We start from the raw sequence: 12,283 nt of genomic DNA, 5'->3' as shown, positions 1-12,283 counted from the left end.
CAAGCCCGCGCACGACGAGGAGGAGAGATGGGCGGCGACGGCAACAGCGCCTACGGACACAAGACGTTCAGCCGGTCCAGAAGCCATTTCGACGACCGGATCACCGCCGACGGCCGGGACGGCTGGCCGGTGGCCGCCGGGCGTTACCGGCTGGTGGTGTCCCGCGCCTGTCCGTGGGCGAGCCGGGCCGTCGTCTCACGCCGGCTGCTGGGTCTGGAGGACGCCCTGCCGATGGCCGTCGCCGACCCGGTCCAGGACGACCGGAGCTGGCGGTTCACCCTGGACCCCGGCGGCCGTGACCCGGTGCTCGGCATCCGTTTCCTGAGCGAGGCGTACGACAAGCGGGAGACGGGTTATCCGGGCGGGGTGAGCGTGCCGGCGGTCGTGGACGTGCCCAGCGGCCGGCTCGTCACCAACGACTACCAGCAGCTCACCCTCGACCTGGCCACCGAGTGGACGGAGCTGCACCGCGAGGGCGCCCCGGACCTGTACCCGGCGGGCCGGCGCGACGAGATCGACACGGTGATGGCCGAGGTGTACGCGGACCTCAACAACGGGGTGTACCGCGCCGGGTTCGCCACCCACCAGGCGGAGTACGAGAAGGCCTGCACGGCGGTGTTCCGGCGGCTGGAGCTGCTCGCCGAACGGCTCGCCGGCCGGCGCTACCTGGTCGGCGACACGATCACCGAGGCGGACATCCGGCTGTTCACCACGCTGGTCCGGTTCGACCCGGTCTACCACGGCCACTTCAAGTGCAACCGCTGGAAGCTGACGGAGAACCCGGTGCTGTGGGCGTACGCCCGGGACCTGTTCCAGACGCCCGGCTTCGGCGACACGGTCGACTTCGACCACATCAAGCGGCACTACTACCAGGTGCACACCGGCATCAACCCCACCGGGATCGTGCCGCTCGGCCCGGACCTGGACGGCTGGCTGACCCCGCATCACCGCGAGGAGCTGGGAGGACGGCCGTTCGGGGACGGGACACCGCCGGGCCCGCCGCCCCCGGGCGAACGGGTGCCGGAGCGAGGACGCCCCGCATGAGGACCGTATGACGAGGAAGGAGTCCTCCATGGCGAAGACAAAGAAGAACAAGCTCCCACTCGTCTACCAGCCGGTCGGGTTCGTGCTGAGCTGGGCGGGCGGAACACTGGCGGGGATGGCCTTCCGCAAGGCGTGGATGGCCTTCCGGCACGAGGAGGACGCGCCCGACGCGCTGGACCCGGACCGCGGCTGGGGCGAGATCCTGCTCGCCGCCGCGGTCCAGGGCGCCATCTTCGCGGTGGTGCGCAGCGCCGTGGACCGCACCGGGGCGAAGGCCATCGAGCGGACCACGGGCGTCTGGCCGGCCAAGGAGAAGGGCGGCCGGGACTAGGACCTGCCGGCCGGATCGCTCCACCGGGCCGGGCCGGGCTCACGACGCCCGGCCCGGCCCGGTGGAGCGTCCGGGAACGTCATCCCTGCTTCGGGGCCGGCGACGGCACGAGGCGCAGGGTGAAGGAGTGGCCGGCCGGGTCGGCGAAGCCGCGTTCCTCGTACGTCCCCGCCGGGTCCCCCGCCTCGATCGGCCGGCCGCCGAGCCCCACCACCCGGCGCTCGCCCTCGTCCAGGTCGGCCACCAGGAACTCCAGGTGGGCCTGCAGGGAGTTCTCCGGACGCGGCCAGCTCGGCGGCGTCGCGTTGGCGTCCCGGCGGAAGGCGAGCCGGAGGCCGTCGCCGCCCCGGATCTCCACCAGGTTCGCGGACGCGTGCGTCTGTTCCCCGTCCAGGAACTGCTGGTAGAACTCGGCGAGTTTCTCCGGCTCGGCGCAGTCCAGAACCACTACGCCCGCGGTCACGAGGGGCATCTTTCCTCCTGGGGAATTCCGTCCTTCTCGGTCTCCCTGCGGATATCCCCGTCCCGCCGTTTCAGTCGGCGACCAGCCACGCTCCGTCACGCATCAGCTCCCGTCCCGCCAGCTCGTTCTCCTCGCGCCAGGCCTGGACCCGCCGCGGGAGCACGGTGAAGTACAGGTAGCGGGTGGCGAGTCGGCGCGGGTCGAAGCCGGTCTTCCCGGCGAAGACCTCGGCGTCCTCCTCCGGCAGGTCCTCGGGGGACAGGGCCCGGGCGGCGCCCTCGACGATGACGACGTCCCGGGTCGGCCCGATGCCCAGCCTGACCCGCCCGGTGGCCGCCAGGTTGCGCCCGGTGGGGCTCTCCGCCGGGGTGGCGATCAGCAGGGTGGCGCCGTCCCAGACGAAGGACAGCGGGACGAGGTAGGGGGCGCCGCCGTCCGCGCCCGCGGTGGCCACCCAGGCGTCCACGTCGTGCTCCAGCCGGTGGAGGGTGTCCTTCTTGCGCTGTTCGGCGGTGCGGGCGGGCGGCGGGGTCATGGTCGTGCCTCCTCGGCATCGGTTCTCGCTCGTAGGACGTGCGGACGGCGTCAAGTGTGACCGTCCGCCTTGCGTCCGCGCTCGAAAGGCGCTCCAGGCGTGTCCGGGCCGCCGGCCGCGAGGGGCCTTTGTCACCGGTGCGCAGAAGTGGCTTCCGCAACTGTCTCCAGGTGATGAGCCCGTACGAGTTACTCGCGGGTATCGTCACCGCCGTGCCGAAGAGAGCCGCCGTGGCGGGGGCCGACACGGGCGGCCCGTTCAAGGCGCTGCCCCCTGGACTGCCCGACCGCCTCCGACCGTACGCAGCCGAGATCACCGAGGAGGTCGTCCGCGCCATCGGCAGCCAGATAGCCGAGTACGCCCGCCCGATGGACGACACGTACATCCAGGGCGTGCACCGGGGCGTGGACCACGCGCTGCGCGGACTGCTGGAGCGGATGGCGCAGCCGGACACCGACTGGCAGCCGGTCAAGGAGACGTACGAGCGCATCGGCCGCGGGGAGGCCGAGGAGGGGCGCAGTCTCGACTCGTTCCAGTCGGCGCTGCGGCTCGGCGCCCGGGTGACCTGGCGCCGGGTCAACGCGCTGGTGGACGAGGGGCTGCTCCCCCGCGATGTGCTGGGCGCCTTCGGTGAGGCGCTGTTCCTGCACCTGGACGAGATGGCGGCCGCCGCGACCGCGGCCTACACCGAGGCCCGGCTGCACGCGGCCGGCGAACTCCAGCAGCGCCGGGCCCGGTTGGCGGACCTGCTGACCGCCGACCCGCCGGCACCGGAGGGCGCGATCGCCGATCTGGCGCACTCCGCGCGCTGGACGGTGCCCCGGGCGGTGGCGGTGGTGGCGGTGGACCCGGGCCCCGGTGCGGCTCCGATCGTGCCGCCGGAGTTTCTCGCCCGCTTCGATCTGCAGCCCGCGCTGCTGGTGGTGCCCGATCCGGAGGGCCCGGGCCGGGCGCGTGCGGTGGCCGGGGCGCTGCAGGGACTGCGCGCCGCGATGGGGCCGCCGGTGGCGCCGCACGAAGGCGCGAGGTCGCTGCGCTGGGCGACGGAGGCCCTCGGCCTCGTACGGCGCGGGGTGCTGGCGGGCCCCGGTCCGGCCGGGGGCGTGGTGCGCTGCCAGGACCACCTGCCCGCGCTGCTGCTCCTGCGCGACGACGCGCTGCTGGACGCGATGGCCGAGCGCCGGCTGCGCCCGCTGGCGCGGGTGCGCTTCCCCCAGCGGGAGCGGCTGGCGGAGACCCTGCTGGCGCTGCTGCGGTCCGGCCGGGGCGTCGCCGAGGTGGCCGCCCGCCTCGCGGTGCACCCTCAGACGGTCCGCTACCGGATGCGCCAGCTCGACGAACTCTTCGGCGACTCGCTCCACGACCCGGACGCCCGCTTCGAGATCCAACTCGCGCTGCGGGCACGGGAACTGCGCGGGGGCACGATGGCTCCCGAGTGACGTCGGGCACGGGCGCCCTCCCGGCCCGCCCGGACGCCGGCCCACGCCCGGCCGGCGCCGCGGGAGTCGTCCGTGTCAGGTCTGCGGTCGCGCCCGGTCCATCCCAGCCGCCGCATAGCCGGGCACGGAAGGCCAGCGGACCGTCAGTACCACCGACTCCTCCTCCGCGAACCACGAGTGATCGACTCCACGCCCCCACACGACGTAGTCACCCTGCTTCTCCAGGAGGACACTGCGGCCGGGCAGTTCGACGCGGAAGCGGCCACTGACGAGAACCAGGAGAGCGGTGCGCTCCTCGCCCCTCACCCACTGCGCTCGCGCGTCGGCACGGGGGTGGACGCCCCACTTGATCTCCACGGCCTCGCTGTGACGCGGATCCCCAACATCCTTGAAGTGCCCGAGGAGCCACCCCCGGTCCAGTGCCGCGTCCTCGCCCGCGTTGCCCACGTACACGCTGTCACTCACGGGGCGAACGCTAGCAACGGCTCTTCAGCCTCTTTCCTCGGACAGCCATCGGCCGCAATGACGCCCCCCCGAACGGGCCTTCCGAGGGTACGGCGGGTGGAGGCGAGCGCGTGGACTCGCCTCCGGTGCGGCGTGATCGAATGCGGGATGGCATCTTTCTGGACGGGCACCCGGGTACGTCTGCGCGGTATCGAGCCTGACGACTGGACGGCGTTCATGCGCTTCGCCGCCGATGAGGAACGGCTGGGGGACGTGCTGCGTCCGCCTCGTTCCGCCGAGGGCTGCCGTGCCTGGGCGAGGGAGCGGGCCGTTGCCGAGCCGCACGGCGACTGCTTCCAACTGATCGTCGAGGCGGCGGACTCGGGAGAGGCGGTCGGCACCGTCGGCACGCACCACGCCGACCCCGGTGCCGGCTGGTTCGAGTACGGCGTCACGATCGGTGCCGACCACCGTCACCAGGGCTATGCGTCAGAGGCCGTGGTGATGCTGCTGCGGTACATGTTCGCCGAGCGGCGCTATCACAAGTGCCAGGCACGGATCTTCGCGCACAACGAGGGGTCGCTGGCACTGCACCGTCGGCTTGGTTTCGTGGAGGAGGGCCGCCTCCGGGAGCAGGTGTTCCTCGCCGGCCGCCACCACGATCTCGTTCTGATGGGCATGCTCGCCGAGGAGTTCTCCCGGCTCCATCGGGTGAGCGGACCGTGAGTCCTCTCCTTCGGCCCTGGGCGGTCGGGTCCCCACGGCCGGCCCGCGAAGGAGCGGCCCCGGGATACAACCCTTCTCCCCCACCATGCGTCTCCCCTGTACCCCGCACCACAAGATCACCGGGAGCCGGCCCCGCCGGTCCCGCGCGCACGCAGGAGACGCATGTTCACGCCCAGGATGCCCCGCGCGCTGCGGCTCGCCCTCGCGACCGCCACCGCGGTGTCCCTCACCGGCGGAGGGCTGCTGGCCCTCTCGAGCCCCGCCGCGGCCGCGGCCGCGAAGTACGCCGACGACTTCAACGGCGACGGTTACCGGGACTACGCCCAGGCCTCCTTCGGCGGCTCCTTCACCGTCACCTACGGGACCGCCACCGGCCCCGGCACGGTGACCAAGACGTTCACCCAGAGCAGCACGGGCGTACCCGGGGCCGCCGGGGACGCCGGCGGCTACGGGGACGCGTTCGGTGCGGACCTCGCCGTCGCCGACCTCAACGCGGACGGCTACGGCGACCTCGCGGTCGCCGACTTCACCGAGAAGGTGAGCGACAAGGTCGACTCGGGTGCGGTCACCATCATGTGGGGCGCGGCCTCCGGCCTCGGCACGAAGGCCACCCGGCTCCCCGTCGCCGCCGTCAAGTACCGGGGCTTCGGCAAGGGCGTCGAGACCGGCGACTTCAACGGCGACGGCAAGCCCGACCTGGCGGTGATCGACTCCCTCGACACCGCGTACGTCTTCCGGGGCGGCTTCTCCAAGAGCGGGACGACCGGCACCGTCACCAAGCACCACCTGCCGCCCGGTTCCCCCGACATCCTGGAGCCCGCCGGGCTCGTCGCCGGGAGGGTCACCGACGACAAGGCCACCGACCTGTACGTCCTCGGGCAGGGCTACCGCAACGACAAGATGACCCTGGACGCCTGGTTCCTGCGCGGCGGCAGCACCGTCAAGCCCGCTTCCAAGGTCACCCCGATCGACAACTCCCACCCCGACTACAGCCCCAGAGGCGTCATCGCCGACTTCGACAAGAACGGCTACGGCGACCTGGCCGTCAGCGACACCAGCTACAACAACGGCGCCGGCTCGGTCGTCGTCGTCCGCGGCGGCGCCTCCGGGCCCACGACCAAGTACCGCCTGACACAGTCCACTTCGGGCGTCGCCACGGCCGCGACGAAGAACGACGGCTTCGGCGACACCCTCTCCGCCGGCGACACGAACCGCGACGGCTACCCCGACCTCGCGGTCAGCTCGGAGGAGGAGAAGGTCGGCACGGTCGCCTCGGCGGGCGGCGTGCACATCCTGTGCGGCGGCAGAGCGGGGCTGACCGGCGCGGGTTCGCAGTGGTTCACCCGCGCCACCGCCGGCGTCCCCGGCAGCCCGACCCAGTGGGAGCGGTTCGGCCTTTTCGTCCGCCTGCGCGACACCGACCGGGACGGCGACGCCGACCTCGTGATCGGCGACAACGACTACGAGCAGACCAGCCTCCTCCTGCGAGGCGGCTCCACGGGCATCACCACCACGGCGGTGACGAAGGTGGGCGTCTGGCCGACCTTCCCGCAGTGACAACCTGAGCGCGGGGCCGTCAGCGGCTTCGACGGCCCCGCGCGCCCCGCGCACGGCGTTGCCCGAGACAACCGGGTCGGTGCCGCGGATCCCGGCTGCCTGCCGAGCGGCCTGCTGGGACGGCTCCGGGTGCGCGTGACGCGGGGTCAGGAGGTACGCGGGGTCACCAGGCCGGACTCGTAGGCCAGGATCACGAGTCGTGCCCGGTCGCGGGCACGCAGCTTCGACATGGCCCGGTTGATGTGGGTCTTCGCGGTCAGGGGGCTGATCACCATGCTGTCGGCGATCTCGTCGTTGGACAGGCCCCGCGCGACCAGGACGACGGCCTCGCGTTCGCGGCCGGTCAGCTCTTCCAGCCCGGTGCCGGCACCGGCGCCGGGCGGCTGGGCGACCCACCGGGCGCGAACCGCGGCCGTCGGACCGTCACTTGCAGGCGATGCGGCTCTTCGTCTGCGGCCAGGCCTCCGTGCCGGTGGCGGTGCGGACGTAGGCGGTGTCCCGGGCGGGCGTCAGCCACAGCCGCAGTCCGCGATAGTGGTACCCGGTGTCACGGGCCGTCGCCGGCAGCGGGGCGTGCGCGCGGTACGGCGCCCGGAGGAGGCCGTCGCGGGCCAGCACGCCCTCGGGGTCACGGGCGTAGGTGCGGCCGTCCAGGTCGATGAAGCGGGCCGACTGCCAGTCGCAGTGCTCCGGTCCGGTCCAGCCGGTGAGCCTGCGCACCGGTACGCGCCCGCCGTCGCGGTCCGTCCACACCTCCACCCCCGCGGCCTCCGCGTAGCGGGCGGGGAGTTCGGCGGGGTCGCAGGAGGCGTAGGTCTCCGGGCCCCAGCCCGGGCGGCCGGGCTGGTCCTCGGCCACCACCACGGCCACCTTGGTGCGCCCGTGGACGTCGAAGGAGTACAGCACCCGGCCGGCCTCCGCGCGCTCCTCGCGGTAGCCGTGGCCGGGCAGCTCGGGTTCGAACAGGTCGAAGTAGAGCTTCAGCCCGTCCTCCGGCGTGTCACCGCCGTCGGCCCTGCTCCAGCCGTCGGGGCCGCCGCCGTCGTAGATCTCCCCGTCGCACTCCAGCGCCCGCCCGGCCGCCCCGGAGGCCTGCCGCAGCGCACGCGGACCGGACTCGTCCGTGTCCCGTGTGGCCACGTGCAGCGGTCCGTCGTACGGGGTGGCCGGGGGCGTGCCGCGGACCACCACCCGTACTCCGGTCCCGTCGTCGCATCCCACCGCCGCCACGGCCGCAAGCACCGCCACCGCCACGAGTCCCGCGCGCATGTCCCACCCCTGTTCCCGCCTGCCCGTTGTCCGCTCCTTGGACGGCCGAGGGGCGCGGAACGTTCAGCGGGCCTCAGCGGGCTTTCTGGAACGTCCGCCGGTAGGCCTGCGGGGAGACCCCGATGGAGGCGTGCAGGTGCTGGCGCAGGGAGGCGCCGGTGGCGAAGCCGACCTCGGCGGCGATCCGGTCCACCGGCAGGTCGCTGGACTCCAGCAGGTGCCGGGCGCGGCCGACGCGCTGCTGGATGAGCCAGCGGCCGGGGCTGATCCCGACCTCGTCGTGGAAGCGGCGGGCGAAGGTGCGCAGGCTCATCCGGGCGTGCTGGGCGAGTTCCGTCAGGGTGAGCGGCTCGGCCAGCCGCTCCAGGGCCCAGGCGCGGGTGGCGGCCGTGCCGGAGGTGCCGTTCTCGGGGACGGGCTGCTCGATGTACTGGGCCTGGCCGCCCTCGCGGAACGGGGGGACGACGCAGCAGCGGGCGACGAAGTTGGCCAGGGCGCTGCCGTGGTCGCTGCGCACCAGGTGCAGGCAGATGTCGACGCCGGCGGCGGCCCCGGCCGAGGTCAGGATCCGGCCGTCCTCGACGAACAGCACGTCCGGGTCCAGCTCGACCCGCGGGTACCTGCGGCGGAACAGGTCGGCGAGGTGCCAGTGGGTGGTGGCCCTGCGGCCGTCGAGGAGCCCCGCCTCGGCCAGCACGAAGGCCGCGGTGCATATGGAGACGATCCGCGCGTCGGGGCGGATCCGGGCGAGAGCGGCGGCGACGGCCTCCGGCAGCCCGGTGGGGAGGCGGGCGGGGGCGACGGAGGTGACCACGACCGTGTCCGCCGTCTCCAGCAGTTCCGGTCCGTGTTCGACGCCGATGGTGAAGTCCGCGCTGCTGCGCACCGGTTGGCCGTCGACGCTGCAGGTCAGCACCTCGTAGCGGCCGTCGGCGGCGCCGAGGATGCGGCTGGGGATGCCCAGTTCGAAGGGGTAGGCGCCGTCGAGGGCCAGGACCGCCACCCGTTCCGGGCTCGCTGTGCCACGCATGGCACGATCCTATCGGAGGTTGGCCATCGTGCCATTTCCCGGGCGGGCGCCGCCGGGCAGGCTGGGTGACCATGAGCGATGTGAACACGATGCGCGCCATCCGCCAGGACGTCCTCGGCGGTCCCGAGGTGCTGAAGGAGGTACGGGTCGAGCGGCCCGCGCCTCGGCCGAACGAGGTACTGGTCCGGGTGCGGGCCGCCGGGGTCAACCCGACCGACTGGAAGCACCGGGCGACCGGCGGCTTCCTGGGGGAACCGCCGTTCGTCCTCGGCTGGGACGTCTCCGGCGAGGTAGCGGAGACCGGGATCGGCGTGGCCGCCTTCCGGCCCGGTGACGAGGTCTTCGGCATGCTGCCGTACCCCTTCGGCCACGGCTCGCACGCCGAGTACGTCACCGTCCCGGCCCGCGCCCTGACCCACAAGCCGGCCTCGCTCGACCACGTCCAGGCGGGCGCGCTCCCGCTGGTGTCGCTGACCGCCCTGCAGGCCCTGACCGAGCACGCCGACGTGCGGCCCGGGCAGCGGGTGCTGATCCACGCCGCGGCCGGCGGGGTGGGACACGTGGCCGTCCAGATCGCCAAGGCGCGCGGCGCGTACGTGATCGGCACCGCGAGCGCGGGGAAGCACGACTTCCTGCGGGAGATCGGCGTCGACGAGGCGATCGACTACCGCTCCACCGACTTCGCCGAGGCGGTACGGGACGTCGACGTCGTCCTGGACACCCTCGGCGGGGACACGTCCGTACGGTCGCTGCGGGTGCTGCGGCCGGGCGGCGTCGTGGTGTCGATCCTGCCGGTCGGTTCGCGGGAGTTCCTCGAGGAGGCCGAGCGGCTCGGGGTGCGGGCGGTGCGGATGCTGGTGGACGCCGACCGGTCCGGGATGAACACGGTGGCGGAGCTGGCGGAGTCGGGCCGGCTGCGCGCCACCGTCGCGGGCGCCTTCCCGCTCGCCGAAGCGGCCAAGGCGCACGAGCTGGGCGACACCGGACGGACGACGGGCAAGCTGGTCCTGCTGGTGGACTGACCTGGGCGGGAGGGTGAGCGTGGGCCCGGCGACGGCGGGCCCGCGCTCCCGCGCCGCCGCCGCTTTGTCACCCAGGCCACACGGCGACACGCGTGAAACCCGAAGACATATGTCAATCGAACATGCTCAAATTCCTTCTATCGAGGGTAACTTGACGGTCGAGGGTCATGCTTTTCCGGGCGCGGGTGGGAGGTGGTGCCGTCGTGCGACAGGACACGCCACGCACCCGGCATCTGCGCGTGCGAGAGGACCGCGGGCACACCGTGCTGGAGTTCCGCGGTGAGATCGACATCGCGGCGGCGGCCGAGATCGTCCCCGCGCTGGACCGGGCGACCGGTCGGCCCGGGGCTCTGATCGTGATCGACCTGCGCGCCGTGGACTTCTTCGACTGCTCCGGCCTGCGCCTGCTGTACCGGGCGCGCGGCCGGGTGCTGGAGCGGGGCGGCCGGCTGCACCTGGTGTGCACCCATCCGCTGACCCTCCGGGTGCTGCGGGTCACCGGCCTGTCCCGGCTGCTGCCGCCGCAGCCGACTCTGGACGCCGCCCTGAAGCGGTCCGAGGCCGCGTCCGGCTCCCTGTGAGCCGCAGGCGCCCCGCGGCTCCTCGCCGTCAGGCGCCCCGCGGCTCCTCGAACAGGGCGCTGACGGACTCGCCGTTGTGGATGCGGCGCACGGCCTCGGCGAGGGCCGGGGCGATCGACAGGACGCGGAGCTTGTCGGTGTGCTCGTCCGCCGGGATCGGCACGGTGTTGGTGCAGACGATCTCCAGCACGTCCGGCTGCTCGCTCAGCCGCTTGAGGGCGCCGGACGCGAACAGCCCGTGCGTGCACGCCACCCGGATCGAGCGCGGCCTCATCTCGCGCAGTTTCTGCAGCAGTTCGAGCACGGTGCTGCCCTTGGCGATCTCGTCGTCCAGGACGATGACGTCCCGGTCGGTGACCTCGCCGATGACGGAGCTGATGCTCACCCGGTCGTCCGCGAACCGCTGCTTGGCGCCCGCAGCCACCTGGGCGTCGATCAGCCGGGCGAAGGCGGCGGCCTCCTTGGCGTTGCCGAGGTCCGGGGAGACGACGGTGGTGCGCGTCAGGTCGTACCGCGCGAAGTGCGCGGCCAGTTCGCGCAGGGCGTGCAGATGGTCCACCGGCACCGAGAAGAAGCCGTGCACCTGGGGCGCGTGCAGGGTCATGGCGAGCACCCTGCTCGCGCCCGCGGCCGTCAGCAGGTCGGCGACCAGCCGGCCGCCGAGGGAGATGCGGGGCGCGTCCTTCTTGTCGGAGCGGGCGTAGGAGTAGTGCGGCATGACGACGGTGATCCTGGCGGCGGAGGCGCCCCGGGCGGCGTCGCACATCATCAGCAGTTCGACCAGGTGCTCCTGCACCGGCCGGACCAGCGGCTGGATCAGGAAGACGTCCCGCTCCCGGCAGTTGGCCTGGAGCTGCACCTCCAGGCAGTCGTTGGCGAACCGGCTGACCCGGGTCGGGCTGAGCGGCACGCCGAGGTGGGCGCAGACCTCCACGGCCAGCTCGGGATGGGCACTGCCACTGAAGACGGCGATGTCTCGCACGATCCGCTCCTCGCTGATCAGCACGGGCTGCGCCGTCATGCTACTGGCGGCGCTTCCCGGCCCCCGGCAGCGGTGTGCCGGGCGCGCCCGTCCCGGCCGTCGTCCGGCGCCCGGCCCCCGGGGCCGTCGTCCACTCAATGGCGCGGTCTGCTCCCGCGTTTGACGGGCATCAGTGTCAGCAGGAAGGAGGGTCGCCATGACGACTGAAGCCAGACGCCTGCCCCGCCGCATGCCCGGCTGGGCCAAGGTGGTGACCGCGTTCGTGCTGGTGCTGGTGGTGCTGTTCGCGGGCATCCGGCTGGCCGTGCTCCCGGGCATCAAGGACCTGTTCGGCACCGAGACGCACGACCGGAGCGGCCCCGCGCTCCTGAAGTCCATCCAGGACATGAGCCGTTACGACGCCGCCTCCGGCAACTTCCAGGTGGTCGTCGACCTGGAGAAGGACGCGAAGTTCCTGCCCGACGCGATCCGCGGCACCCGCACGCTGTACGTCGGCGCGGGCACCGTGGACGCCTATGTGGACCTCGGCGCGGTCGGGGACAAGGACGTGTCGGTGAACGGCGACCGGACGACGGCCACGCTCCGGTTGCCGCACGCGCGGCTCGGCAGGCCCGCCCTGGACCCGGACCGCTCCTACGCCGTGTCCAAGCAGCGCGGTCTGCTCGACCGGCTCGGCGACCTGTTCTCGGACAACCCCAACGGCGAGCAGGCGGTGCAGAAGCTCGCCGTGCGGCACATCGGCGACGCCGCGAAGGACAGCGGGCTGACCGGGCGGGCCGAGTCCAACACCACCGACATGCTGCAGGGGCTGCTGCACTCCCTCGGGTTCAAGGAGGTGCACGTGTCCTACGGGGCCTGAG

14 protein-coding genes and 1 pseudogene are annotated in these 12,283 nt (G+C 73.1%); 8 read left to right on the top strand and 7 right to left on the bottom strand.

Translation table 11 applies throughout. From position 1 onward, the window contains the following. Positions 1-27: 27 nt before the first annotated feature. On the top strand, positions 28-1,044 hold the full coding sequence (locus ACFYU0_RS17000) for a glutathione S-transferase C-terminal domain-containing protein (RefSeq protein ID WP_351671356.1): 1,017 nt from the start codon (positions 28-30) through the stop codon (positions 1,042-1,044). Positions 1,045-1,072: 28 nt separating this feature from the next. Then, positions 1,073-1,375 (top strand): DUF4235 domain-containing protein, encoded by a 303-nt coding sequence (locus ACFYU0_RS16995; RefSeq protein ID WP_351671353.1) that lies wholly within the window; start codon positions 1,073-1,075, stop codon positions 1,373-1,375. 79 nt (positions 1,376-1,454) lie between these two features. Here the strand turns inward: ACFYU0_RS16995 and ACFYU0_RS16990 are convergent, their stop codons facing one another. Next, complete coding sequence (locus ACFYU0_RS16990; RefSeq protein ID WP_351671350.1) at positions 1,455-1,847, bottom strand: VOC family protein; 393 nt, start codon at positions 1,845-1,847, stop codon at positions 1,455-1,457. 61 nt (positions 1,848-1,908) lie between these two features. After that, positions 1,909-2,373, bottom strand: coding sequence for a pyridoxamine 5'-phosphate oxidase family protein (locus ACFYU0_RS16985; protein WP_389301740.1), 465 nt, complete (start codon positions 2,371-2,373; stop codon positions 1,909-1,911). Positions 2,374-2,585: 212 nt separating this feature from the next. On the opposite strand from ACFYU0_RS16985, the gene ACFYU0_RS16980 reads away from it, so the two are divergent. Beyond that, the gene (locus ACFYU0_RS16980) at positions 2,586-3,812 is read left to right on the top strand and encodes a helix-turn-helix domain-containing protein (RefSeq protein ID WP_389301737.1); all 1,227 of its coding nucleotides are present in this window, start codon (positions 2,586-2,588) and stop codon (positions 3,810-3,812) included. A 75-nt stretch (positions 3,813-3,887) separates the two neighbouring features. Here ACFYU0_RS16980 and ACFYU0_RS16975 read toward each other — a convergent pair whose 3' ends face one another. Continuing rightward, positions 3,888-4,277, bottom strand: coding sequence for a signal peptidase I (locus tag ACFYU0_RS16975; RefSeq protein ID WP_389301735.1), 390 nt, complete (start codon positions 4,275-4,277; stop codon positions 3,888-3,890). Between the two features lie 147 nt (positions 4,278-4,424). On the opposite strand from ACFYU0_RS16975, the gene ACFYU0_RS16970 reads away from it, so the two are divergent. Together ACFYU0_RS16970 and ACFYU0_RS16965 are read left to right on the top strand one after the other, a co-directional pair. After that, entirely contained in the window at positions 4,425-4,982 is a 558-nt protein-coding gene (locus ACFYU0_RS16970) for a GNAT family N-acetyltransferase (RefSeq protein ID WP_389301732.1), read from the top strand. A gap of 162 nt (positions 4,983-5,144) precedes the next feature. Then, positions 5,145-6,539 carry an FG-GAP repeat domain-containing protein gene (locus ACFYU0_RS16965; RefSeq protein ID WP_389301730.1) on the top strand — a complete coding sequence of 465 codons (1,395 nt, stop codon included), beginning with the start codon at positions 5,145-5,147 and terminating at the stop codon, positions 6,537-6,539. Between the two features lie 146 nt (positions 6,540-6,685). Here the strand turns inward: ACFYU0_RS16965 and ACFYU0_RS16960 are convergent. From ACFYU0_RS16960 to ACFYU0_RS16950, 3 genes and pseudogenes are all read right to left on the bottom strand, one after another. Next, positions 6,686-6,937 (bottom strand): annotated as a pseudogene (locus ACFYU0_RS16960) (response regulator transcription factor); the annotation flags it as partial. Positions 6,938-6,962: 25 nt separating this feature from the next. Further along, entirely contained in the window at positions 6,963-7,808 is an 846-nt protein-coding gene (locus ACFYU0_RS16955) for a hypothetical protein (protein ID WP_351671335.1), read from the bottom strand. Positions 7,809-7,881: 73 nt separating this feature from the next. Further along, positions 7,882-8,838, bottom strand: coding sequence for a GlxA family transcriptional regulator (locus tag ACFYU0_RS16950; RefSeq protein ID WP_389301726.1), 957 nt, complete (start codon positions 8,836-8,838; stop codon positions 7,882-7,884). A gap of 71 nt (positions 8,839-8,909) precedes the next feature. Between ACFYU0_RS16950 and ACFYU0_RS16945 the strand changes: the two genes are divergently transcribed. Together ACFYU0_RS16945 and ACFYU0_RS16940 are read left to right on the top strand one after the other, a co-directional pair. Next, the gene (locus tag ACFYU0_RS16945) at positions 8,910-9,860 is read left to right on the top strand and encodes an NADP-dependent oxidoreductase (RefSeq protein ID WP_389301723.1); all 951 of its coding nucleotides are present in this window, start codon (positions 8,910-8,912) and stop codon (positions 9,858-9,860) included. 167 nt (positions 9,861-10,027) lie between these two features. Continuing rightward, positions 10,028-10,441: an anti-sigma factor antagonist gene (locus ACFYU0_RS16940; protein WP_351671327.1), complete on the top strand. Its 414-nt coding sequence runs from the start codon at positions 10,028-10,030 to the stop codon at positions 10,439-10,441. Positions 10,442-10,469: 28 nt separating this feature from the next. Here ACFYU0_RS16940 and ACFYU0_RS16935 read toward each other — a convergent pair whose 3' ends face one another. After that, the gene (locus ACFYU0_RS16935; RefSeq protein WP_351671420.1) at positions 10,470-11,423 is read right to left on the bottom strand and encodes a ribose-phosphate pyrophosphokinase; all 954 of its coding nucleotides are present in this window, start codon (positions 11,421-11,423) and stop codon (positions 10,470-10,472) included. 196 nt (positions 11,424-11,619) lie between these two features. Here ACFYU0_RS16935 and ACFYU0_RS16930 point away from each other — a divergent pair, with 196 nt between their 5' ends. Beyond that, positions 11,620-12,282, top strand: coding sequence for a DUF4230 domain-containing protein (locus ACFYU0_RS16930; protein WP_351671324.1), 663 nt, complete (start codon positions 11,620-11,622; stop codon positions 12,280-12,282). Position 12,283 lies beyond the last annotated feature (1 nt).

The organism is Streptomyces sp. NPDC003720 (assembly GCF_042875075.1).
Taxonomy (GTDB): Bacteria; Actinomycetota; Actinomycetes; order Streptomycetales; family Streptomycetaceae; genus Streptomyces.
This window is presented reverse-complemented; position numbering and strand designations above follow the sequence as displayed.